The 23,242-nt window shown below is 61.6% G+C and carries 25 protein-coding genes; 15 read left to right on the top strand and 10 right to left on the bottom strand.

Translation table 11 applies throughout. The features are described 5' to 3' along the window. The first annotated feature begins 1 nt into the window (after position 1). Genes IV109_RS14855 through ptsP form a run of 3 tightly spaced genes read left to right on the top strand, consistent with a single transcriptional unit; the run spans position 2 to position 2,452 of the window. Entirely contained in the window at positions 2–448 is a 447-nt protein-coding gene (locus tag IV109_RS14855) for a PTS fructose transporter subunit IIA (protein WP_296698025.1), read from the top strand. Next, complete coding sequence (locus IV109_RS14850) at positions 417–686, top strand: HPr family phosphocarrier protein (RefSeq protein WP_296698020.1); 270 nt, start codon at positions 417–419, stop codon at positions 684–686. Before IV109_RS14855 ends, IV109_RS14850 begins: the two co-directional genes overlap by 32 nt. Next, positions 683–2,452, top strand: a complete 1,770-nt coding sequence (gene ptsP / locus IV109_RS14845; RefSeq protein WP_296698017.1) for a phosphoenolpyruvate--protein phosphotransferase — start codon at positions 683–685, stop codon at positions 2,450–2,452. Before IV109_RS14850 ends, ptsP begins: the two co-directional genes overlap by 4 nt. Positions 2,453–2,455: 3 nt before the next feature. Here the strand turns inward: ptsP and IV109_RS14840 are convergent, their stop codons facing one another. From IV109_RS14840 to IV109_RS14825, 4 genes are all read right to left on the bottom strand, one after another. Next, the gene (locus IV109_RS14840) at positions 2,456–3,181 is read right to left on the bottom strand and encodes an LrgB family protein (protein ID WP_296698015.1); all 726 of its coding nucleotides are present in this window, start codon (positions 3,179–3,181) and stop codon (positions 2,456–2,458) included. Next, positions 3,165–3,521 carry a CidA/LrgA family protein gene (locus IV109_RS14835; RefSeq protein WP_296698013.1) on the bottom strand — a complete coding sequence of 119 codons (357 nt, stop codon included), beginning with the start codon at positions 3,519–3,521 and terminating at the stop codon, positions 3,165–3,167. The genes IV109_RS14840 and IV109_RS14835 overlap by 17 nt, the downstream gene beginning before the upstream one ends. 6 nt (positions 3,522–3,527) lie before the next feature. After that, a complete protein-coding gene (locus IV109_RS14830; protein WP_296698010.1) occupies positions 3,528–5,030 on the bottom strand; it encodes an FAD-linked oxidase C-terminal domain-containing protein in 1,503 nt (500 codons plus the stop codon). 99 nt (positions 5,031–5,129) lie between these two features. Next, complete coding sequence (locus IV109_RS14825) at positions 5,130–6,002, bottom strand: LysR substrate-binding domain-containing protein (protein ID WP_296698006.1); 873 nt, start codon at positions 6,000–6,002, stop codon at positions 5,130–5,132. Between the two features lie 75 nt (positions 6,003–6,077). Here IV109_RS14825 and asd point away from each other — a divergent pair, with 75 nt between their 5' ends. Then, complete coding sequence (gene asd / locus IV109_RS14820; RefSeq protein WP_296698003.1) at positions 6,078–6,923, top strand: archaetidylserine decarboxylase; 846 nt, start codon at positions 6,078–6,080, stop codon at positions 6,921–6,923. Positions 6,924–6,950: 27 nt separating this feature from the next. After that, on the top strand, positions 6,951–7,736 hold the full coding sequence (locus tag IV109_RS14815) for an enoyl-CoA hydratase-related protein (RefSeq protein ID WP_296697997.1): 786 nt from the start codon (positions 6,951–6,953) through the stop codon (positions 7,734–7,736). On the opposite strand, the gene purU is transcribed toward IV109_RS14815, so the two are convergent. From purU to IV109_RS14790, 5 genes are all read right to left on the bottom strand, one after another. Next, positions 7,729–8,577 (bottom strand): formyltetrahydrofolate deformylase, encoded by an 849-nt coding sequence (gene purU, locus IV109_RS14810; RefSeq protein ID WP_296697994.1) that lies wholly within the window; start codon positions 8,575–8,577, stop codon positions 7,729–7,731. The two genes, IV109_RS14815 and purU, sit on opposite strands and share 8 nt — an antisense overlap. Positions 8,578–8,635: 58 nt before the next feature. Further along, positions 8,636–9,469: a ChaN family lipoprotein gene (locus tag IV109_RS14805; RefSeq protein ID WP_296697991.1), complete on the bottom strand. Its 834-nt coding sequence runs from the start codon at positions 9,467–9,469 to the stop codon at positions 8,636–8,638. A 35-nt stretch (positions 9,470–9,504) separates the two neighbouring features. Next, positions 9,505–9,816: a DUF3567 domain-containing protein gene (locus IV109_RS14800; RefSeq protein WP_296697987.1), complete on the bottom strand. Its 312-nt coding sequence runs from the start codon at positions 9,814–9,816 to the stop codon at positions 9,505–9,507. A 92-nt stretch (positions 9,817–9,908) separates the two neighbouring features. Then, the gene (locus IV109_RS14795) at positions 9,909–10,940 is read right to left on the bottom strand and encodes a DUF3108 domain-containing protein (protein WP_296697983.1); all 1,032 of its coding nucleotides are present in this window, start codon (positions 10,938–10,940) and stop codon (positions 9,909–9,911) included. A 23-nt stretch (positions 10,941–10,963) separates the two neighbouring features. Beyond that, positions 10,964–11,764, bottom strand: a complete 801-nt coding sequence (locus IV109_RS14790; RefSeq protein WP_296697978.1) for an IclR family transcriptional regulator — start codon at positions 11,762–11,764, stop codon at positions 10,964–10,966. Positions 11,765–11,840: 76 nt separating this feature from the next. Here IV109_RS14790 and IV109_RS14785 point away from each other — a divergent pair, with 76 nt between their 5' ends. Next, complete coding sequence (locus tag IV109_RS14785) at positions 11,841–12,872, top strand: fumarylacetoacetate hydrolase family protein (RefSeq protein ID WP_296697975.1); 1,032 nt, start codon at positions 11,841–11,843, stop codon at positions 12,870–12,872. Positions 12,873–12,905: 33 nt separating this feature from the next. Here the strand turns inward: IV109_RS14785 and IV109_RS14780 are convergent, their stop codons facing one another. Continuing rightward, entirely contained in the window at positions 12,906–13,259 is a 354-nt protein-coding gene (locus IV109_RS14780; RefSeq protein ID WP_296697972.1) for a TraR/DksA family transcriptional regulator, read from the bottom strand. Positions 13,260–13,415: 156 nt separating this feature from the next. Between IV109_RS14780 and IV109_RS14775 the strand changes: the two genes are divergently transcribed. The 9 genes from IV109_RS14775 (at position 13,416) to IV109_RS14735 (ending at position 23,236) form a co-directional block, all read left to right on the top strand. Continuing rightward, a complete protein-coding gene (locus IV109_RS14775) occupies positions 13,416–14,210 on the top strand; it encodes an enoyl-CoA hydratase/isomerase family protein (RefSeq protein ID WP_296697970.1) in 795 nt (264 codons plus the stop codon). A gap of 3 nt (positions 14,211–14,213) precedes the next feature. Further along, on the top strand, positions 14,214–15,374 hold the full coding sequence (locus IV109_RS14770) for a GGDEF domain-containing protein (protein ID WP_296697966.1): 1,161 nt from the start codon (positions 14,214–14,216) through the stop codon (positions 15,372–15,374). 26 nt (positions 15,375–15,400) lie between these two features. Beyond that, complete coding sequence (locus IV109_RS14765; protein ID WP_296697964.1) at positions 15,401–15,757, top strand: DUF2946 family protein; 357 nt, start codon at positions 15,401–15,403, stop codon at positions 15,755–15,757. Between the two features lie 77 nt (positions 15,758–15,834). Next, the gene (locus IV109_RS14760) at positions 15,835–18,213 is read left to right on the top strand and encodes a TonB-dependent receptor (RefSeq protein ID WP_296697961.1); all 2,379 of its coding nucleotides are present in this window, start codon (positions 15,835–15,837) and stop codon (positions 18,211–18,213) included. Between the two features lie 57 nt (positions 18,214–18,270). Continuing rightward, positions 18,271–18,819, top strand: a complete 549-nt coding sequence (locus IV109_RS14755) for a YcnI family protein (protein WP_296697955.1) — start codon at positions 18,271–18,273, stop codon at positions 18,817–18,819. 38 nt (positions 18,820–18,857) lie between these two features. Beyond that, positions 18,858–19,334: a copper chaperone PCu(A)C gene (locus IV109_RS14750; protein WP_296697951.1), complete on the top strand. Its 477-nt coding sequence runs from the start codon at positions 18,858–18,860 to the stop codon at positions 19,332–19,334. Between the two features lie 90 nt (positions 19,335–19,424). Then, the gene (locus IV109_RS14745; RefSeq protein ID WP_296697949.1) at positions 19,425–20,111 is read left to right on the top strand and encodes a PhaM family polyhydroxyalkanoate granule multifunctional regulatory protein; all 687 of its coding nucleotides are present in this window, start codon (positions 19,425–19,427) and stop codon (positions 20,109–20,111) included. 23 nt (positions 20,112–20,134) lie between these two features. Then, positions 20,135–21,415 carry an FIST C-terminal domain-containing protein gene (locus tag IV109_RS14740; protein ID WP_296697946.1) on the top strand — a complete coding sequence of 427 codons (1,281 nt, stop codon included), beginning with the start codon at positions 20,135–20,137 and terminating at the stop codon, positions 21,413–21,415. A gap of 45 nt (positions 21,416–21,460) precedes the next feature. After that, a complete protein-coding gene (locus IV109_RS14735; protein ID WP_296697943.1) occupies positions 21,461–23,236 on the top strand; it encodes a methyl-accepting chemotaxis protein in 1,776 nt (591 codons plus the stop codon). The last annotated feature ends 6 nt before the right edge of the window (positions 23,237–23,242 follow it).

Raw genomic sequence — 23,242 nt, 5'->3', positions numbered from 1 at the left:
TATGAACAACGGCATTCTCATCATCGCTCATGCTCCATTGGCCAGTGCTCTGCGCCAGTGTGTGTTGCATGTCTTTCCCGATGATGCGCCGGGCGTGGCTGCGTTTGATGTACAGCCCAACGTACCGCCCGAAGAGACGCTGGCCAGCGTGGCGCAGGCCCTGGCCTTGCTCAACACGCCTCAGACGCTGGTGCTGACCGACGTCTTTGGCGCCACCCCCTGCAATGTGGCGCAGAAGCTGGTTGACGGCTTGAATTCAAAATTGATCGCAGGGGTCAATTTGCCCATGCTGCTGCGTACAGTCACCTATCGACGCGAGTCGCTGGATGCGCTGATCGCACGGGCCTTGGCTGGTGGTACGCAGGGAGTTATGCAGGTGGCGGTCACAGCCCCTCAAAATCAGGTAAAAAGAAGCAATGATCAAGACAACCACTACCATCAACAATAAGCTGGGCCTGCATGCGCGGGCGTCTGCCAAGCTGACCAAGCTGGCCGGGAGTTTCCCGTGCGAGATCTGGATCGCCAAGGGCGAGCGGCGCGTCAACGCCAAGAGCATTATGGGCGTGATGATGCTGGCGGCAGGCATTGGCACGACGGTTGAGATTGACACGGATGGTGAGCGCGAGCAGGAAGCCATGGAGGCCCTGCTGGCACTGATTGCCGACAAGTTTGGAGAAGGTGAGTGACATTCGCCATCCACGGTCTTGCGGTTGCCCGCGGCATCGCCATCGGGCGTGCCGTGCTGGTGGCTTCAAGCCGGGTTGATGTTGCGCACTATTTCATCGAACCCTCGCGGGTGGACGCCGAGATCGACCGGGTTCGCCTGGGGCGCAATACGGTGGTGGAGGAAATCCAGCGGCTGCAAGCCAGCATTGCACATATGGGGCCGAAGGAGGCACCCCATGAACTGAGCGCCTTGCTGGACGTGCACCTGATGCTGTTGCAGGATGAGGAACTGGTGGGTGGCGTCAAGCACTGGATTACCGATCGGCTGTACAACGCCGAGTGGGCGCTGACCACGCAGCTGGAGGTGATCGCGCGCCAGTTTGACGAAATGGAGGATGAGTACCTGCGGGAGCGCAAGGCCGACCTGGAACAAATCGTTGAGAAGGTGCTGCGTGCCATGAAGGGCGTTGCCTCCCCGGTGGTGGCGCCAGTCCGTGCCAGCCGGACCTCACAGCAAGACCTGCTGCTTGATGACACGGTGGATGTCCCGTTGATCCTGATTGCGCATGACCTGTCGCCGGCCGACATGCTGCAGTTCAAGAAAAGCGTGTTTGCCGGTTTTATCACCGATGTGGGGGGCAAGACCTCGCACACGGCCATTGTGGCGCGCAGCATGGACATCCCGGCTGTCGTGGGCGCCCGCGTGAGCAGCCAGCTGGTGCGTCAGGACGATTGGGTCATTATTGACGGAGATGCGGGCGTGGTGGTGGTGGATCCTTCCCCCATCATTCTGGCGGAGTACGGTTTCAAGCAGCGTCAGCTTGAATTGGAGCGCGGGCGTCTGACCCGGCTGCTACACACCCCGGCGGTCACCATGGACGGGCAAAAGATTGAATTGCTGGCCAACATCGAGATGCCTGAAGACGCCTTGAGTGCGGTCAAGGCCGGCGCGGTGGGCGTGGGTCTGTTTCGCAGCGAATTTCTGTTCATGGGGCGCCAGGGCAAGCTGCCCAATGAAGAGGAGCAGTACCAGGCCTACAAGCGCGCCATCGAAGGCATGCAGGGCTTGCCGGTGACGATTCGCACGGTGGATGTGGGGGCGGACAAGCCGCTGGACAAATCCCTGCAGGACGAAGCACACTTGAACCCGGCCCTGGGCTTGCGCGCCATTCGCTGGAGCCTGGCCGACCCGGCCATGTTCCTCACTCAGTTGCGCGCCATTTTGCGTGCTGCGGCCCACGGGCAGGCCAAGTTGCTGATTCCCATGCTGGTCCATGCCAGTGAAATACGCCAGACGCTGGCCCTGATTGACCATGCCCGGGCTGAGCTGGACAACCGCGGCATTGCCTACGGCGCGGTCAAGATCGGCGCCATGATCGAGATTCCCGCCGCCGCGCTCACGCTCAAGGTGTTTTTGAAATATTTCGATTTCCTGTCCATTGGCACCAACGACCTGATCCAGTACACCCTGGCCATCGATCGTGCCGATGAATCCGTGGCGCACCTGTACGATCCCCTGCACCCTGCCGTGCTTCGCCTGGTGGCGGGCACCATTGCCGAAGCGCAGGCCCAGGGCAAGGAGGTCAGCGTGTGTGGCGAAATGGCGGGTGACACCACCCTGACCCGCTTGCTGCTGGGCATGGGCTTGCGCAGCTTTTCCATGCATCCGGCGCAAATCCTGGCGGTTAAGCAGGAAGTGCTGCGTGCCGATGCGGGCAAGCTGGCGGTGTGGGCCGAAGAAGTGATGGCTGATGACGAGCCGGGTCAACGCATGACGCGGCACTAGCGTCTAAAGCCATCGAAACACCAGCGGAATCAGCAGCGAGGCCAGCACCACTTGCAGACCCAGCGCCAGCCCGGCGTAGGCGCCTGCATCCGCATTGACTTGCAGCGCCCGCGCTGCCCCAAGGCCGTGGGAGGCCGTACCCAGGGCAAAGCCGCGAGCCATCCAGCCGGACGATGTGGTCGGGATTTTGAGTGCGCTGAACAGGTATTTGCCGCTCAGTGCGCCCACCAGGCCGGTGATCACCGCAAACACCGCGGCCAGGGCGGGAATGCCGCCAATCTTGTCGGCAATGCCCATGGCCACCGGCGCGGTAACCGATTTGGGCGCGAGCGATAGCACCACATCGGTAGGCAATCCGATCATCCAACCCAAGGCCAGGGCCGTGCCGCTTGCGGCAGTGCCGCCTAGAAGCGCTGCCACGAGCAGCAAACGCCAGCGCTCGCGCAGTTCGGCGCGGCGCTCCCACAGCGGCCAGGCCAGCGCCACCACGGCGGGGCCGAGTAAAAAGTGGATGAACTGCGCGCCTGCAAAGTAGGTGGGGTAGTCCACTTTGGTGGCCAGCAACATGCCGGCCAGCACGATCACGGTCCACAGTACCGGGTTGGCCCAGGGTGCCTTCTGCAACTGGGCATAGACGGCTTGGGCCAGCACATAAACCACCAGCGTGGCGGTCAGGCCAAACAAAGGCGTGGCCGAAAGGTAGACCCAGAGTTCAACGAACTTGGGCATCGTCTTTTCTTCGGAGCAGGTGCAGCGTCAAGGCTGTAACGGCCAAGCCGATCCAGGTGGACAGGATGACGACCATCAACATGCGCCCGCCATATTGACCTAACAGCCCCAGATGGGTAATTACCCCCACGCCCACCGGAACAAACAGCAGGGAGAGGTGCGACAGCAGGAAGTTGGCGCAGGCCGCGACCGGCTCGCGCACACCGGGCCACCGCAGGGCGAACAACAACAGGATCATGCCGATTACCGGGCCCGGAAACGGGAGGGCCAGGCCACGGGCCAGCAGCTCACCGATAGACTGCAGTGCCAGCAGCCAGGCCAGTCCGCGCAATCCGTTCATACCGCGTCAAAACCGGGGCAAATCCGGGTGCGACTGGGCCCCGCCACGCACCAGCTTTTTGCCATATTCGACGCAGCGCTGCAGGGTTGGAATCACCTTGCCGGGGTTGAGCAGGCCCTTGGGGTCAAACGCCCGCTTGATGGCAAACATTTGCTCGTTTTCCGCGGCAGAAAATTGCACGCACATGGAGTTGAGTTTCTCCACGCCCACGCCGTGCTCGCCGGTGACGGTACCGCCCATGGCCACGCTCGTTTCCAGAATCTCGGCACCAAACAGTTCGCAGCGGTGCAGCTGGTCGGGGTCGTTGGCATCGAACAGAATCAGTGGGTGCAGGTTGCCGTCGCCGGCATGGAATACGTTGGCGCAGCGCAGTTGGTACTTCTTTTCCATTTCCTGGATGGCCAGCAGGATGTCGGCCACGCGCTTGCGCGGAATGGTGGAATCCATGCACATGTAGTCCGGGCTGATACGGCCGCTGGCGGGAAAGGCGTTTTTGCGCCCGCTCCAGAACTTCAGCCGCTCGGCTTCGTCCCGGCTGACAGCGATGGCGGTGGCGCCGTGATGGCGCAGCACATCGGTCATACGGCCAATTTCTTCTTCCACCTCTTCCGGCGTGCCGTCGCTCTCACACAGCAGAATGGCTTCGGCGTTCAGGTCATAGCCTGCGTGCACGTAGTCCTCCACGGCGGCAGTCATGGGCTTGTCCATCATTTCCAGACCGGCGGGGATGATGCCGGCGGCAATCACGGCCGCTACTGCGTCACCGGCTTTGCGAACGTCGTCAAAGCTGGCCATGATGCAGCGCGCCAGCTGCGGTTGGGGCACCAGCTTGACCGTCACTTCTGTGGTCACGGCCAGCATGCCCTCAGAGCCGATGACGATGCTCAGGCAATCAAAACCGGGGGCATCCAGCGCGTCGGAGCCGAACTCGATGGCCTCGCCCTCCATCGTGAAGCCCTTGACCTTGAGCACGTTGTGCAGGGTCAGCCCATATTTAAGGCAGTGCACGCCGCCCGAGTTCTCGGCTACGTTGCCGCCAATGGTGCAGGCGATCTGACTGGAAGGGTCGGGTGCGTAGTACAGACCATGGGTTGCGGCGGCTTCGCTGATGGCCAGGTTGCGCACGCCGCATTGCACCACAGCGGTACGGCTTGCGGGGTCGACCTTCAGGATTTTGTTGAACTTGGCCAGCGACAGCGTGACACCCAGGCGGTGTGGCATGGCCCCGCCCGACAAGCCCGTGCCAGCGCCGCGCGCCACGACCGGCACATCCAGGGCGTGGCAGGTGCGCAGCACGGCCTGCACTTGCTCCAGGGTTTCCGGCAAGGCCACCACCAGCGGTCGCTGCCGGTAGGCCGTCAGCCCGTCGCATTCGTAGGGCGTCGTGTCTTCTTTGTTCCAGAGTAATGCATGTGAAGGCAAAATGGCCTCCAGCCCTTTGACTATCTGGGCTTGTCGCTCTGTTCTTTGTAGCAATTCCTGCTGTTCAGGAGAAGCGGGTGCGTTCATGGGCGTATCCGGCGTGCGTGATGGGAGTAGGTCAACTGTAGGGCGAAGCGGCGCTGGCTGGCGTGAGGAATTTTGCAAGCACACGTGAAAAGCGGTGACCTACAGAACGCTCTTTTTCAGCCATTCCGCAAATGCCGCGCATTCCCAGCGGTCCATCATGCCGGTGCGCCAGCACAGGTAATGCGCATGGGGACTGGGCACATTGAGGTCGTACAGCCGTACAAGGGAGCCATCCTCCAGCCAGGGGGCACCCAGCTTCAGACGCACCAGCGCCACGCCCATGCCTGCCGCTGCACCGTCGCAAAGCAGGCCGATGTCATTGAACTGCGAGCCGTCCACAGGCTCGGGCCAGTCCAGCTGGTTGGCAGCAAACCAGGTGCGCCAAGGCTCCAGCGGGCTGCGCAGGAAGCTTTCGCCCTCCAGGTCTTGCGGTACCACAAAAGGGCCGTGTTCGCGCACGTAGGCGGGCGATGCCAGCGGTGTGACCTCGTCCTTGATCAGGCATACGTGTTCCATGTCGGCATAGCGGCCGCTGCCAAAACGGATGATCAGGTCGGCGTCTTCCGCCACCACGTCCAGCAAGGGGATGGACACCTGCAGGGTGAGATCGATCTCGGGGTAGGCGTCGGTGAATTGGCGCAGGCGCGGCAGCAGGATGGAGCGTGCAAACGTGGGCGTGACGGCCAGACGCAGCTTGCGCTTGCCCGGTGCCATGGCCGAGGTCGGGAATTTTTCCAGCATGGCGAGCCCCTCGCGCACATGGGCCAGGTACTCGATGCCCTCGGTGGTGAGCGAGAAATCGGCCCGCCCGAACAGCTTGGTGCCAATGATCTGTTCGAGCTGCTTGACGCGGTGGCTCACGGCACTGGGGGTGACGCACAGTTCTTCGGAGGTCTGGGTCACGCTTCGCAGGCGCGCCAGGGCCTCGAAAGTCAGCAGGCATTGAATCGGGGGGATGCGGGCGGCGGTCATGCTGACATTGTTACACCGCAGGCACCGCGATGCGCTGGGTACAATCCCGCCCATTCTCAACTCAGGTAGCCATCCATGTCCGACCGTCTTGCCGTGCTGCCGCAATATGTGATTCCCAAGCAGGCCTTGACGGCCCTGGCCGGGCGGATTGCCTCGGCCCGTGGCGGACACCTGACCACGCGCCTGATTGAATGGTTTGTGCGACGCTACGGCGTCAACATGGCGGAAGCGGCCAATCCGGACCCTGCCAGTTACCCCACCTTCAACGAATTTTTCACACGTGCTTTGAAGCAGGGTGCCCGGCCCTTGGCGCGCGCCGACCTGATTTGCCCCGTTGATGGTGCGATCAGCCAGTTTGGCCTGATTGAACAGGACCAGATATTCCAGGCCAAAGGGCACAGTTATTCCACTGCCGCATTGGTGGGTGGTGATACGGCACTGGCGGCCCGCTTTCAGAATGGAAGCTTTGCCACGCTGTATTTGAGCCCCAAGGATTACCACCGCATCCACATGCCTTGCGACGGACGCCTGACCCGGATGATCTATGTGCCGGGCGCCTTGTTTTCAGTCAACCCGACCACCGCGCGCGGCGTGCCCGGTCTGTTTGCGCGCAATGAACGCGTGGTGTGCGTTTTTGAGTCAGCGCGCGGTCCGTTCGTGCTGGTGCTGGTGGGGGCCACCATCGTGGGCAGCATGGCCACTGCGTGGCATGGCGTGGTGAACCCGCCGCGCAGCCGTGCGGTGCGGGAGTGGCGCTATGACGAAACACCCCTGCTGTTGGCGCAGGGCCAGGAGATGGGACGCTTTTTGCTGGGCTCCACGGTGGTGATGCTGTTCCCGAAGGGGCCGGTGCAATTCAATCCGGCATGGGCGCCTGGCGGAGCCATTCAGCTGGGCGAGGAAATGGCCAGTCAGCGCTAGGCTGGGCGCATCTGCCACAATATTTGGATGAACTACGAACACCTGTTGATTTCGTCCAATGGTGCGATAAGCACCATCACCTTGAATCGCCCGGAAAAGCGCAATGCCTTGGCCATGCCCATGATGCTGGAGCTGACGCAGGCTCTTCGCGAGGTGGGCCGGAGCGACGCCCTGGGGGTGATCCTGGCGGCCAATGGCCCGGTGTTCAGTGCAGGGCATAACTTTGGCGACATGGTGGATGCTACGCTGGAGCAAGCGCGTGAGCTGTTCGGTGCCTGCACCGAGATGATGAATGCCGTGCAGGCCATGCCGCAGCCGGTGATTGCGAAAGTGCATGCGTTGGCCACGGCGGCGGGTTGCCAGCTGGTGGCCTCCTGCGATCTGGCCATTGCGGCCGATACCGCTTCTTTTGCCATTCCGGGTGGCAAGGCCGGTCTGTTTTGTCACACGCCGCTGGTGGCCGTGGCGCGCAGCCTGAGCCGCAAACGGGCGTTGGAAATGGCCCTCACGGGGGATGCCATTGATGCCGCCACCGCCGCCGACTGGGGCTTGATCAACCGGGCCGTGCCGGCGGACCAGCTGGATGCCGCGACGCTGGATCTGATCACCCGCGCCACCCGTGGCAGCGCCTTGTCCAAAGCCATGGGCAAACAGGGTTTCTATCAGCAGATCGGCTTGCCGCAGGACCAGGCCTATGCGGTCGCGGGGGAATTGATGGCGCAGGCAGCCATGACGTCCGATGCGCAGGAAGCCTTCAAGGCGTTCCTGGAAAAACGCCCGGCCAAGTACAAGCAGCGGCCGTCCGCTACTTGAAAATAACGGTCTTGTGGCCGTTGATCAGCACACGGTGTTCGCCGTGCCATTTCACCGCGCGGGCCAGTACCTGGCTCTCGGTATCACGGCCTAAGGTGGTCAGGTCTTCCACGGTTTTGCTGTGATCCACTCGCGCCACGTCCTGCTCGATGATGGGGCCTTCGTCGAGGTCGGCGGTCACGTAATGGGCCGTGGCGCCAATCAGCTTCACGCCCCGGTCATGTGCCTGGTAGTAGGGCTTGGCCCCCTTGAAACTGGGTAGAAACGAGTGGTGGATGTTGATGGCGCGGCCCGACAGTTTTTTGCACAGGTCGTCGCTCAGGACTTGCATATAACGGGCTAGCACCACCAGTTCAGCTTCTTCGGCCTGAATGATCTCGTACTGCTTGGCCTCGGCTTGCGCCTTGGTGGCGGCTGTCACCGGCAGGTGGTGAAAGGGGACGTTGTAGCTGGCGGCCAGCTGGTAAAACTCGCGGTGGTTGGAGATGATGGCGCGGATGTCCAGCGGCAGCAGGCCGCTTTTCCAGCGAAACAGCAGGTCATTGAGGCAATGGCCTTCCTTGCTGACCATGATCACGGTGCGCATCGGCTGCGCCCGGGCGTGCAGGCTCCACTGCATCTCGAAGGGTTGCGCAAACCAGGTGAGTTGTGTCGTCAGATCCTCGTGCGTCAGCTGCGAGCAGGCAAACTGCACGCGCATGAAAAACAGGCCGGTATCCACGTCGTTGTACTGGGCTGCTTCTTCGATGTTGCCCCCGCGCTCCAGCAAAAACCCCGATACCGCGTGGACCAGACCCAGTCGGTCCGGGCACGACAAAGTCAAAATGTAAGTAGGCTTCATAGGGTGTGGATTGTCGCAGGCCCAGGTGGACTTCTGCGGGGCAGTGTTTTGAGCTTTGTCATCGCAAAGGCTTGTCGAATTGCCGGGCTTGGAGCTTGGCGCAGTAGTCCGTTGCAGGCGCTGCGTCGGCGCGCCAGCGGTGATCAAACCCGGTGGCGCTCGGGTTGGTATCCAGGGATGGTGTGGTGTGCAGCAGGACCGTTCTGACCTTCAAGCCCGGTGGCAAGTGCAGTGGCACGCCCAGGGTGCGATCCACATGGGCACTGCCGGCCAGAAGCAGAACGGTTTTCCCGGGCCGAGTCGCTGCGGCCAGGACTTGGGCCATGGAGACGTCGCGTGCGATCTGGATGCGGGTCATGGGTGAAATCTGGCGCTGCGGCAGCAAATCGCAGTGGCCCAGGCGAATTTGCTGTTGCTGGGCCTTCAATGCCGGGCCCGAAAGGAGTCGGTCCAGGTTGGTATCTGCCATGGCCTCGCGCAGACGCGCCGTGGGCAGGTTGGCGCCGATCACCGGCACACCGGCGCGCACTGCGGCCATCACCACCGGGCCATAGGCCGACCAGGGCCACAGGTCGTTGTTCCATTGCAGGGTGGCTTGCACTTGTGTCTCGCTGGCCGTGGATGCCAGTTTTTCCGTGGATTGGCCGGCGCTGACCATTTCAATCGCTACCGCAGCGAGCAATTGCTGGCTCGCCAGGGTTTCGACGGCGAGGCGGTGAATGCGTTGATGGTCCGGTGCGTCGTGTTGTTCACCCAGCAAAATGGCATCGGCCGGCAGCAACTGCTGCAACTGGCTGAGGCGCTCGGCCTGGGCCGGGTCAGGAGGCGGGGCGGGTGTGGCACAGCCCCACAAGGCCAAGAAGGCGGCGAAGGCCCAAAGACGATTGACCATCATCAATAGGCCCGGGGTGGGTGCACCGGGCTGTCTTAGTGAACGACGACCGGGTTTTGCGCCAGTTCGGCGTACTGCTCCAGCGTGTCTTCAACTTCTTCCTGGGTTGGCGTGTTTTGCTGCCAGGCCGAAATGTGCTGTTGAAACAACTCCGCCCAAGACCCGTCCAGATAGACCTCTTTGTTGGCTCGTTTGTCCACAATCTCAAAACCGTGGCGCGCCAATGTGGGCACTGGCTTCGCTGCTTCTGCCTGCGCACCTTTGATGCCGGAGGCCTCAACTTTCGGTTCGGCATTGGCCAGCATGTGCGTCACAGAGTAGGTGTCAGAGTCGTAAAGCGTGTGCATGTTTCAATTATCCCTTAATCGTCCTTTGCCTGCAGGTGGCAGCGCGCGGTGTCATTTCAAGGGGCAAGTGTTTCCCGGTTGCGGTGATTGGTTCAGGCTTGGGGCTCGAAAGTCAGCAGCTTTTGATCGATGAAGTCCCCATTGGACTCAGTGATGCGAAGGCGGGCTGGCAAATACCCCAGATTGGGGGCCAGCCACAACTCAACCTTCTGATCGAACTCCTTGCGCGGATTGCGAATCAGTTTCACGGTGGAGAGTTCGCCACCCGGCAGTGCAATTTTGTCTTCGCCCTCGACGGTGAATATCCAGGTGTCTGCATCGCGTGGACCGATGGTTTGAATGGCGATGGTGGTGGCGGTCGGGAAATGGGTGGGGGCGCCTGCGATCATGGTCCCGAGCTGTATCAGGACGCTCAAACGGTCTTGCGCGCCAGGTAGCAGGGGGGCATCCGGCGTGTTGGCGCTGAAGGTGACCTTGCCTTGTTCCCGATTGAAGTGGGCCGCGACTTCACTGCGAAATTTGTCGGAAAACCGGATGGGCAGCAAGCCCTGGGGGCCGATGTCCCCGCGGCTGGTTTGTGCGCGGCTTTGTCCGAATGCACTGATTTCGAGTCGCGCGTCGTAAGTTTTTCCATCCTGTTTCCACAGCAGCTCTGCATGGAGGCTGAATGGGAATTTGTTGGTTTCCACTTTGTATTTGAAACGCATGGAATCGGGCACGGTGTAGGCCATGACGGGAAGCGCCGGATCGCGTGGAACGGGGTCCAGTTTGGCCACTTCGGTTGCCGGTGTGCTGGGCGGTATCAGCGCGGGGGCTGCTGCGGGGAGGGGCTCAGGCACTGTCGCTACCGGCTGAGCCCCGGCGTCTGGCCCGTGGGGTGTTTCGCCGGGCTCGCTGCGTTCCTGTCGGGCTGGCGTGGGGTGTGGCCGTGTCGTTTGCGCGGCTGGTGTCACTGGCGGTTGTGCCGGGGGCCGTGCGATGGGTGTTGCTTCAATGGTGCGGGTATTGAATGCCAGATTCGGTTGGGGTTGGTCCAGTCCCAGAGTCATGGGGGTACCTTGCAACAGTGCCAGGTGCGCAAGCAGCACGACGGCCGTCAGGGCCAGGAGGGTCCTGAGTGGCAAGGTGAAGGAACTCGGCGCGGGCATCAGGCCGTCTGCCCCAGGTCCCGTGACAATTGCGAGGCGGCCGCGCGCAGGGCGGTGGCCACGGTACCGTCCCACGCAGCGTCGATGGTGGCGACCGAACCCATGGCGACGATGCCCAGCACCATGTGACCATCAAAATCGAACACCGGGGCACAAAAGCCCGCAACGCCCGGCAACAGCGTGTTTTCCACCCGTGCCAGACCGCGTTGACGCACCTCGTCCAGCACGTCGGCGAATTCGCGCTGTGTGCGCGGCAAGTTGCCCTGCCCCGCCTTTTGAGCCTGTGCCAGTTCAACCGCCAACATGGGGGCAATCGCTTCTCTGGGCATGTGCGCAGCAAAGCAGCGCCCCGTCGCCGAGGACAGCAGGGGCATGACATCGCCCAGCCGCAGGTTGACGGTGACGGCGCGCGGGGACTCTTCCCAGTGCACGATGGTGGGGCCCTGATTGCCCCAGACGGCCAGTGCCAGTGTGTGGCCGATCTGAAGCATGAGCGGGCCCACGCGTTCGCGCGCCAGTTTCACCGCGTCGAGCCGGGCCAGCGAAGCCAGCCCGAGCTGGAGTGCGGCGGGTCCCAGGTCATAAAGCGTTGTGGCGGCGTCTTGCACCACCAGGCCAAGGCGTTGAAAGCTCACCAGATAGCGATGCGCCTTGGCCGCACTCATGCCTGCGGTGGCGGCAAGGTCGCGCAGCATCAGAGGGCCGCCCGCCCGGGCCAGCACATCGAGCAGCCCGAAGCCGACTTCAACCGACTGGATACCTGCGCGAGTCTTTTCGGTGGCCATTAGAATTTCACGCATTATGTTTAGGTAAACTAGTTTAACAATACGTAATTGCTTCAACCGGCTTTTGAACTGCCATTTTCCAGGATTTGATATGAAACTTGCCACTTACAAAGACGGGTCCCGTGACGGGCAACTGGTCGTCGTTTCGCGTGACCTGAGCACCGCGCATTATGCGACGGGTATTGCCAGCACGATGCAGCAGGTGCTGGATGACTGGAACTTCATTTCCCCTCAGCTCCAGGATCTTTACGAGACGCTCAATCGCACTGCTGAAGGCTCGTCCAGCGCCAGTCGAGCCCGCCATGCCTTTCCCTTTGATCCCAAGCAATGCATGGCGCCACTGCCGCGCGCCTACCAGTGGGCCGATGGCTCAGCCTATATCAACCACGTGGAGCTGGTGCGCAAGGCCCGCGATTCGGAAGTTCCCGCCAGTTTCTACACCGACCCCTTGATGTACCAGGGTGGCAGTGATGATTTCATCGGTCCCTGCGACGATGTGGTCTGCGCCAGTGAAGCCTTTGGCATTGACTTTGAAGCCGAGGTTGCGGTCATCACCGGGGATGTGCGCATGGGCGCTACGCCTGAGCAGGCGCTGGATGGCATCCGTCTGGTGATGCTGGCCAACGATGTGAGTTTGCGTAACCTGATTCCGGCGGAGTTGGCCAAGGGCTTTGGATTTCTGCAGAGCAAACCGGCCACGGCCTTCAGCCCGGTTGCCGTCACGCTGGATGAGCTGGGTGAATCCTGGGATAAGGGGCGTTTGCACCTGACCCTGCAAAGCACCTGGAATGGCCGCAAGGTGGGGATGTGCGATGCCGGCCCCGAGATGACCTTCCATTTCGGTCAGTTGATTGCGCACATCTGTAAAACGCGCAATGTCCGTGCCGGTTCCATCATCGGCTCAGGCACGGTCAGCAACAAGGACTGGACGCATGGCTACAGTTGCATCGCTGAAAAGCGTGCGATCGAAACCATTCAGGATGGCAAGCCTGCCACCGAATTCATGAAATACGGCGACACGATCCGGCTTGAGATGAAAGGCCGCGATGGCCTGAGCATGTTTGGCACGATCGAGCAGGAAATCGTCGCGCCCGATACGCCCGCTGCACGGGCCAAACGCTAGGCCTTGACGTGGTCTGAGCCGCCCTGGATCGCTTTACTCTGTCTTCTCCTGGCAACTGATGCAGCGGGGCGCTTCTGGCGCCGCATGCAGGCGCGCCGCAGGAATTTGCACGCCGCAGTCGGTGCATTGACCATAGGTTCCGGCTTCGATGCGGCTCAAGGCAGCCTCGACGAGATCAAGCTCGGCTTTTTCACGCTCGTCCAGGGCGAATTCCAGTTCGCGCGCCGTGGTCACCTGTGCGGTGGAATCCTGCTGTCTTTCAAAATGATCTGCCGAGGCCTCGGCGCGGCTGACATCGCCACCGCGCAGGGTGTGCAATTGCTCCAGCAGGCTGGCTCGTTGGGCGAGCAATTGTTCCTTGAAGGGAGCGGTCAATTGTGTTGTCATGGGGGAGCCTCCGGGTAAAAGATGCCTCATCATGCGCTGGCCCACGGCACTCGTCTTTGATCAAAGTCAAGACTCTGGCGCAAACGGGAGGCGACATCTCTGCACAAAGCGGGGAAAATGAACCGTCCGGAACCCCCACAATTGAGAGAGACTGTCATGGACTATTCACGCTATAAAACACTGAACATCACCCGCCGCGGTGTGAATGACGCAGTCCTTGACATCCAGATGCGCGCCGAGAATGGCAAGCTGCCGACCTCGGGGCACAAGGGGCATTGGGAATTGAGTGAAATCTGGCGCGATGTCGGGGCGGACGATACGGTGCGCTGCGCCGTGCTCCGTGGGGAAGGCATGGGCTTTTCGGGCGGCGGTGATCTGGCGCTGGTGCAGGACATGGCCAGTGACTTCGAGATCCGCAGCCGCGTCTGGAAAGAGGCGCGCGACCTGGTCTACAACGTCATCAACTGCGACAAACCCATCGTGAGTGCCATGCATGGCCCGGCGGTGGGCGCGGGCCTGGTGGCGGGCTTGCTGGCCGACATTTCCATTGCTACCAAAACGGCCAAAATTGTCGATGGCCATACCCGTCTGGGCGTTGCCGCCGGTGATCATGCGGCGATCGTCTGGCCCCTGTTGTGCAGCATGGCCAAGGCCAAGTACTACCTGCTGCTGTGCGAGCCCATCAGCGGGGAAGAGGCTGAACGCATCGGACTGGTTTCGCTGGCCGTGGAAGAAGATCAGTTGTTGCCCAAAGCCTATGAAGTGGCCGACAGGCTGGCTGGCGGAAGCCAGACCGCCATTCGCTGGACCAAATATGCGCTCAACAACTGGTTGCGCCAGGCTGGCCCATCGTTTGACACCTCACTGGCGCTCGAATTCATGGGTTTTGGCGGACCCGATGTGCACGAGGGGCTGGCCAGCCTGCGCGAGCGCAGGGCGCCGGAGTTTTAAGACATGGCCGACGCGCCTGGCTTTGACCCCGGTGATCCTCGTCTGCCCGAGCGCTTGTGGCGCAAGGGCTTGCAGTGGCTGTCAATGGGCGGAGAACACACACTGGTGTCGAGCCAGCAACGCAAGATCACGCAGGTCAACCTGGTGGCCTTGCTGGGCGCAGCCCTTGCGTTGGTGACCAGTTTGGCGTTCTGGAGCAGCGGCAACGCCGCGCTCCTGAGGGGGGGCTGGCTGCACAGTCCATTCGCCGTGCTGTACCCGCTGGTGTGGCTGCTCAACCGGCAGGGGCGGCCGTTCCTGGCGCAGTGGGTGTTCTTTTTGCTGGCAATGGCACAGATCCTGCTCAACATTTTCTGTGTTCAAGGCACGGCGCTTGCGCTTCATTACTATTTGCTGGCGCTGGCCATCATGACGCCCCTGATCTTCCCTGCCGGCCAATGGCGCTCCGGCGCTATCCTGTTCATCGTCAACGTCAGCTTGTTCATCTATATGGATCTGCGAGGCGTGGCGGCATTGCCTGCGTTGACACTCATTGACCTTGGCACCCAGGCCCTCTTGCGTGAGGTGGTCGTGGGGAGTTGTCTGATTCTTTTCGTCCTCTTGCTCAGTGTCAGCGAGTACGCCGCCGCCATGAGCGAGTGGCGACTACAGCAGCTGGCCAGCTCAGATGCCTTGACGGGTCTGCCCAATCGCCTGGCCTTGCGCGAGGCGTTTGCCCGCGAAGTAGCCCGGCGCAAGCGCGAGTCGGGGGCGATGAGTTTTGCCACGGCCGACATTGACTTCTTCAAGCGTGTGAACGACGAATGGGGGCACGACGCGGGCGACCGCGCCCTGTGCCATGTTTCATCCATCCTGCGCGCGCAGGTCCGGGCGGGGGAACTCGTCGCCCGCACCGGGGGCGAAGAGTTTGGAATTATTTTGCTTGCCGAGCCGGAGCTGGCGGAGCGGGCGGCCGAACGGATGTGCCGCGCGGTCGAGGCAAGTCCTTTTGAATACGACGGCAAAAAACGCACCATCACGATCAGCATCGGGCTGGTTCATATGGATCTCGCGGATGACGAGCGCTCGGCATCGCGCAGGGCTGATGCTGCGCTGTACGACGCCAAGCACCGTGGTCGAAACCGCGTGATTGTGGCCCCTGCCGAACCGCCTGCGCAGGCCTGAACCAGTCATCACGCATAATCCAGCCCATGCAAACTTTGCGCAACGCCCACCTGATCGCCCGCTTCGTGCTGGTGTGGTTTGCGTTGTCCATTGGGGTGGCCATCGCCTCGCCCATCGTCAAGCCGCAGGCCATGGAGCTGATCTGCTCGGGTTCGGGCGTGATGAAGTTGCTGGTTAAAACCGACGACGGCACCAAGGAAGTCTCCAGTCGCTCCATGGATTGTCCGCTCTGTGTTTCTGTGAGTGCCCCACCCCCAGCGGTGCGCTTGAGCGTAGAACCGGTGCAGCCCCTGGCCTATGTGCTGCAAAGCATTCCGGCGGCCCATCTTGCTTCCCTCATTGCCCCGCCCTTGCCGGCGCGCGGCCCTCCTGCTTTCTCCTGAGCTATTGAATTCATAGCGCCTTAAACCCCTTGCAAAAGGGCTGGCGGCTCGCTTCTTTGGTTTTCTGGAGATCTTTCGTGCGGAAAATTCGTCTTGCCCTGGCGCTTGCCGTGGCCTTTCCTGTCTCGTTTCTCGCGGCATTTTCTGCTGCTGCGCAAGCGCAATCGAACCCTGTTGACCACGCTTTCGCCAATGCGCCAGCGAAGTCTTTGGGCGTTGTCACTATCAACAGCGGCCAACCGACCTCGCTGCCGACCCAGATACCCACCACCATTGAAGGCATCACGCGTGAACAGATCGAGCAGACCATCAACGCCACCGACAGCGAAGACGCGCTCAAGTACTTTCCCAGCCTGTTGGTGCGCAAGCGCTACATCGGTGACTACAACCACGCGATCCTTTCCAGTCGCGCCTCGGGTACCGGCAACAGCGCGCGTTCTGCGGTGTATGCGGACGGTATTTTGCTGTCCAACTTCCTGGGCAATGGCGTCGGGGGTTTGAGTTTTCCGCCGCGCTGGGGGTTGGTGACGCCAGAGGAAATTGAGCGGGTGGATGTGATGTACGGCCCCTTCTCTGCGGCCTACGCAGGCAATTCGGTGGGGGCGGTGGTGGACTATGTCACCCGCATGCCGACGAAATTCGAGGCTCATGCCAAGATGGGCTATGTGTCACAGCCCTTCGACCTGTACCACACCAACACTACCTACAGCGCCACGCAGGCTAGCGTCTCCTTGGGCAACATGCATGGCGACTGGGCCTGGTTTGTGAACCTGAACCATACCGACAGCCATGGACAGCCGCTGACTTTTCCGACGCGACTGCTGAGTGCCGGTGTGGCGGGCTCGGCTGGGACGGCCGTCAAGGGCGCGGTGGCTGAGCGCAACAATGCCAACGCGCCGATCTACATCATGGGCACCGGCACCGAGTACCACACCCTGCAGGACCATGCCAAGCTCAAGCTGGCTTACCACATCACGCCCAGTGTGCGGGCCAGCTACACCCTGGGTATCTGGCAAAACACGTCAGAGGGGCGCCCGGTTTCGTACCTGCGCAATGCCGCCGGACAGCCGGTGTACAGCGGCAGCATCAACATCAACGGCCTTGCCTTCACCGCCGCCCAGGCTTTGACAGGGGCTGATTTTCCGCTGACCAACGAAAGCCTCATGCACACCATGCACGGCCTGTCGGTCAAGAGCCACACCCAGGGCGTGTGGGACTGGGAAGTTGCCGCCAGCCTGTACGACTACGGCAAAGATACCAAGCGCCAGAACGCCGCCGCCAACCCCTTGCCGACTGCCGCGACAGGGGGTGCCGGCACGATCGCCGATGGCAGCGGCACCGGCTGGAGCACGCTGGCGCTCAAGGGCATCTGGCGTCCCCAGGGGGCCAGGGGTGAGCACGTTGTTGATCTGGGTGTCCAGCAGGACAGCTATGTTTTGAAGTACCTCACGTCCAGCATCACGGGCAATTGGCTCAATGACGCCCCCGGCACACTGGCCAGCGAGGTGGGGGGTCGAACGGCTTTGCGCAGCCTGTATGCGCAAGACGCCTGGGCGTTCGCTCCCCGCTGGAAAACTGTATGGGGTGCCCGGCTGGAAAACTGGACCGCCTCCAACGGCTTCACCACCTTTGGCATTGGCAATCCCGCCAATGCAGCCTACGCCAGACGCAGCGAAAACTTCCTGTCGCCCAAGGCGGCCTTGTCTTACCAATGGGCGAGCGACACGGTGCTGAAGGGCTCGCTGGGGCGGGCCGTGCGCATGCCTACGGTGGCTGAGCTGTATGGCGCCACTTCCACCACGAACTCGCAGTACCTCAACGATCCCAACCTGAAGCCGGAGAAATCGTGGACCACCGAACTCAGCGTCGAGAAAGACCTCGGGCACGGCGTATGGCGCTTCACCTTCTTTGCCGAAGACACGCGGGATTCGCTGTATTCGCAAACCACGTTTGACCCGCTGGCCAACAAGAACATCAGTCGTGTGCAAAACATCGGGCGCATCCGGACGAATGGCCTGGAAGTGGCGTACAGCGGCAATGACGTCTTCAAAAAAGGTTTGGACCTGTCGGGTAGCGTCACCTACGCCGATTCCCTCATCAAGGAAAACACCGGGTTTGTAGCGGTGGCAGGTGACACCCTGGGCAAACAGCAGCCCAATATTCCGACCTGGCGCGCCACTGCGCTGGCCAGCTACCGCTTCGATGACCATTGGAGTGCGTCGCTGGGCGTACGCTACAGCGGGCCGCAGTTCCGCACCCTGAACAACGCGGACGTGAATGGCAGCACTTACCAGGGTGTGAGCGCGTATTGCACTGCCGATGTGCGGCTGCGCTACGTGGTGAGCAAACAGTGGACCGCCTCCTTGGGGATCGACAACGTGAACAACGACGCCTACTGGAACTTCCATCCCTATCCGCAGCGCAGCTACGTGGCTGAGTTGAAGTTTGATTTGTAAGGCTGATCGCGCACGCCTGTCCTCCCCCCGTTTAAATTCCTACCCATGAAAGACATGATGAAAACTTCAATTGCTACGAAAATAATAGCTGCCAGCGCCATTTTGATGGGAGGCCCCGCTGCTTTTTCCCACGTGGTTCTGGATGAGCCCGCGGCCTTGGCCGGGCGCGGCTACAAGGCTGCATTGCGCATCAGCCACGGTTGCGAGGGCTCGCCCACCACGGCTGTCAAAGTGATCATTCCCGCTGGATTTCAGGGTGCCAAGCCGATGCCCAAGGCCGGGTGGACCCTGAGCACGAGCATCGCCAGGCTGGACAAGCCCTACGACAGCCACGGCAAACGCATCAGCGAAGATGTGGCAGAGATCACCTGGAGCGCCAACAGCCCAGACAACTGGTTGCCCGATGCCTGGTTTGATGAATTCGTGTTGCGTGGCACCCTGCCGGCCCAAGCTGGCCCGATGTGGTTCAAGGTGTTGCAAACATGCGAGAAGGGGCGCCTGAGCTGGACGGAGGTGCCGGTGAGCGGAACTTCTGCTGCGGGCCTGAAATCACCCGCTGCCCTGCTGGAGATCATTGAATCCGCGACCGTGGGGCATCAGCACTGAATGGTTTTGTCAGTTTGTTAATTTTTTAGGAGAAACATATGAAATTGAAGACATTGGCCTTGATGGCTACGTTGGCTTGCGGCACTGCCCATGCCCAAACCGTGGAAGTCAGGGATGCCTGGGTTCGCGCATCGGTGCAGGGCCAGATGGCTACCGGCGCCTTCATGAAAATCACCGCCAGGGATGGCGCCAGGCTGGTGGGTGTGACGTCCCCGGTGGCCGGCGTGGCCGAGGTTCATGAAATGAAAATGGAGGGCGACATCATGAAGATGCGCGCGATGCCTGCGCTGGACTTGCCAGCGGGCAAGACCGTGGAGCTCAAACCCGGTGGCTACCACCTGATGCTGATGGACTTGAAGGCGGCTTTGCCCAAGGACAGCACCGTGCCCCTGACCCTCGTGTTCAAGGATGGCAAAGGAGCAGAGAGCAAGGTGGATCTCAAGGTGCCCGTGTCAGTGACGGCGCCCAACGCCAAGGCCGAGGGCAAAGCCGCCATGGAAGCGCACAAGCATTAGTCGGGCCGGGGCTCAAAAGGGCATCGCCATTCGCTTCACATTGCGGTAAGCTGTCGGCAGTTCAATGTCGGCAACCCCTTTGGAGACAATATGAGTGATTCAAAAGACTCTGGTTTCGGTAAATTCGTTCCCGGTTTTGACTTTCTCCAGAATCTGGCCAAGGGGGCGTCGCAGAACATTCCGCAGATGCCCAATCTGTCCAACTGGGTGGCCCCCACGTTCAATGTGGAAGAACTGGAAAAGCGCATTGAGGAGTTGAAAGCGGTGCATTTCTGGCTTGATGCCAATGCCAAAGCCCTGGGCGCCACGGTACAGGCGCTGGAAGTGCAGAAGATGACGCTGGCCACGCTCAAGGGCATGAATTTCAACATGGGCGATGTGGCCAACGCACTGAAGCTCAAGGCCGCGGATTCGGTGGCAACCGGCGTGCAGCGCGTCACTGAAAAAGCGGCTTCGACTGCCAAGACTATTTCGGGTGTGGCCAGCGGCGCGGGCGATATTGCCAAATCCGTGCGCAATGCGGCCAAGCCGGCGGGCGTGTCCGGGATGATTGATCCCATGCAGTTGTGGGGTTCCCTGACACAGCAGTTCCAGCAAATCGCCGCCAGCGCCATGAAAGACGCGGGCAAGAATACGGCGATGGACGTCACCAAGAACATGGCCACAGGCTTTGCCAAGGAAGCGGTCAAGGCGACCAAGCGGGCCGCCGGTGGTGCGGTCAAGGCACGCGCCCCAGCCAAAAAAGCAGCGCGCAAAACTGGTAGCCGCAACGGCTGAAGGCCGACCTGCGAGCCCCGCCGATGAAGCTGTTTCCCTACGGGCACGCTACGCACCCGCAGTGGCGCATGGCGGCTGGTCTGGTTTTGGCGCAACTGCGCGCCCAGATGGCGCTGCACGGCTACGCCAGCAACCCCACACTGGCGCTGCTGTACATCACTGACCATTACGCCGCACAGGCCCAGGACATTCTGGATCACCTCAGCGCCGAGTTGCCGGAAATCACCGATTGGTCCGGTACCGTGGGGGTGGGCATCGCGTCTAACAACGTTGAGTATTTTGATGAGCCGGCGCTGGCCGTGATGTTGTGCGAACTGCCCAGTGACCAATATCGGGTGTTCTCCGGCGTGGCGCCGCTGGGGCTGGGGTTTGAGGCGCATACGGCCTTGATTCATGCGGACGCTGCGACGCAGGACCTGCCTGAACTCATCGTGGAGATGGCTGCTCGCACCTCCTCGGGCTATCTGTTTGGGGGACTGTCCGCCAGCCGGTCCCGATCGGTTCAGTTTGCCATCGGCGGCAATGGCAACATCAGCGGGCAAGGCGCTGCGGGTGGTGTATTTACCGGTGGTCTGAGCGGGGTCGCGTTTGGCGAAGGTGTGAACCTTGTGTCCCGAGTCACGCAGGGGTGCCTGCCGGTTTCCAGGGCCTATACGGTGACCGCAGCCGAAAACAATGTGGTGACTTCATTGGATGGCCAGCCGGCGCTGGATGTGATGTTGCGCGATCTGGGCGTGTCTCTGGATCAACCCGAACAGGCACTGATGGTGGTGCGCGCTACCCTGGTGGGCCTGATGCAACCGGCTGACAGTGGGGGGCTGGCCAGTGATGGTGTTGCGGTGGGGCGCACGGGCAATTTTGGCGCTGACGTGACCGTGCGCCACATCATCGGTCTGGACCCGGCACGTCGTGGCGTTGCGGTATCCGAACAGCTGACAGTGGGCATGCAACTGGCGTTTTGCCAGCGCAACGCCCAGGCTGCCAAGGCAGACTTGATGCGGGTGTGTGCCGAGATTCGGGAAGAACTGGAACCCGAAGAACTGCCGGTCGAGGCTGCCATGGCACTGGCCGCCTCGGAGGCTGAGTCTGCGCCGCATCCGGCGCGCGGTATTGCGGGCGCTATTTATGTCAGTTGCTCGGGCCGGGGTGGGGCGCATTTTGGTGGGCCCAGTGCGGAGTTGCAAATTGTGCGCCGGGCGCTGGGCGATGTCCCCCTGGTTGGCTTTTTTGCCGGCGGCGAGATCGCCCGCAATCACCTGTATGGATATACCGGCGTATTGACGGTATTTACAACACAGGATTAGTATGAGTTCGATTTTCATTTTTAATTCGTCTGGGGAGAGACTGCCATGAAAATTTCTACGCGATTGATGCTTTTGGTGGGGTTGATGTCCGTCTTGCTCATTGCTGTCGGCGGATTGGGCTTGCGCGGAATCTCTGCCAGCAATGCGGCACTGCAGACGGTTTACGAAGACCGCACCGTGGCGTTGGGGCAATTGGCCGAGATCCAGCGCCGCATGCTGACCAATGGCTTTCTGGTAGCCGCTGCGACCCTGGACGGTACGCCTGAGGTGGTCGCCAAGAACGGTGCGGGTGTGGAAGCCAATATTGCCGGCATCACCAAGATCTGGGAGGCCTACATGGCGACCCAACTGACCGCGGACGAAGAACAAACTGCCAAGCAGTTTGCCGTGGCGCGGGGTCGTTTTGTTGCTGAAGGTCTGCGTCCGGCCCTGGTTGCCCTGCGCGCCAATGACTTGAAAGAGGCACAACGCATTGCCAATGTGGTGCTTCCCGCGCTGTACGGTCCGACGTTCGAGAAAATGACAGCCTTGATCAAGATCCAGCTCGACGAGGCCAAGGCCGAGTATGGCGGCGCACTGAGTCGCTATGACACCATCCGGCTGGCGTCGTTTGTATCCATCGTGCTGGGTGTGTTGTTGGCCGGAATTGCCGGGTTTTACCTGATCCGCGGGATCAGCCGGGCCTTGGCGCAGGCGAACGAACTGTCGCATGCCATTGCGCAAGGCGACCTCACTACGCAAGTGAACGCGACGGGCAAGGATGAGATCGCAGAACTGCTGAACTCACTGGTTGAGATGAAGGACAGTCTGACCAGGGTGGTGTCCAATGTGCGGGAGGGCTCGGAGAGCGTTGCCACGGCCAGTGCGGAAATTGCGCAGGGTAACAACGACCTGTCCGCCCGGACCGAGCAACAAGCCAGCGCACTGGAAGAAACCGCTGCCTCGATGGAGGAGCTCAGCTCCACCGTCAAACAAAATGCCGACAGTGCGCGTCAGGCCAACCAGTTGGCCATGAGCGCGTCCACCGTGGCGATCCAGGGGGGTGAAGTGGTCGGCCAGGTGGTGGAAACCATGAAAGGCATCAATGAGTCTTCCCGCAAGATCTCTGACATCATCAGCGTGATTGACGGTATTGCGTTCCAGACCAATATCCTGGCCTTGAATGCCGCGGTGGAAGCAGCCCGCGCCGGTGAGCAAGGCCGGGGCTTTGCCGTGGTGGCCTCGGAAGTGCGAAGCCTGGCGGGACGCTCGGCCGATGCCGCCAAGGAGATCAAGTCCCTGATCAATGCCAGTGTGGAGCGGGTCGAGCACGGCACCACGCTGGTGGACCAGGCCGGCAGCACCATGACCGAGGTGGTGACCAGCATTCGCCGCGTGACCGACATCATGGGCGAGATCAGTGCGGCCAGCAATGAGCAGGCCTTGGGCGTGGCCCAGGTCGGTGAGGCGGTCACCCAGATGGACCAGGCGACACAGCAAAATGCGGCGCTGGTGGAGGAGATGGCGGCAGCGGCCAGCAGCCTGAAATCGCAGGCGCAGGATCTGGTGGGTACGGTGGCGGTGTTCAAGTTGTCGCCGGCACAGGGCAGCAGTGGCTTGCGTCGCTCGGCACCGCCTGCGCAGAGCGCCGCTCCAAGGGTTGCTGCACCAGCGGCTGCTCGCTCCAGCCTGGCACCTGCCAAGAAGCCGGCCATCGCAGGCAAGCCACAGGCCTTGGCCGCACCGGCCAAGTCTGCTGCGCCGCCAGCGGCCAAACCCTCACCCAAGCCAGCAGCCAAGGCCGCTGCCGCAGGTGGCGACGACGACTGGGAAACTTTTTAGTCAGGA

The organism is Rhodoferax sp., from assembly GCF_018780565.1.
In the GTDB taxonomy this organism is placed as follows: Bacteria; Pseudomonadota; Gammaproteobacteria; order Burkholderiales; family Burkholderiaceae_C; genus Rhodoferax.
The sequence above is the reverse complement of the archived record's forward strand: the minus strand, read 5'-3'. Positions and strand labels throughout refer to the sequence as shown.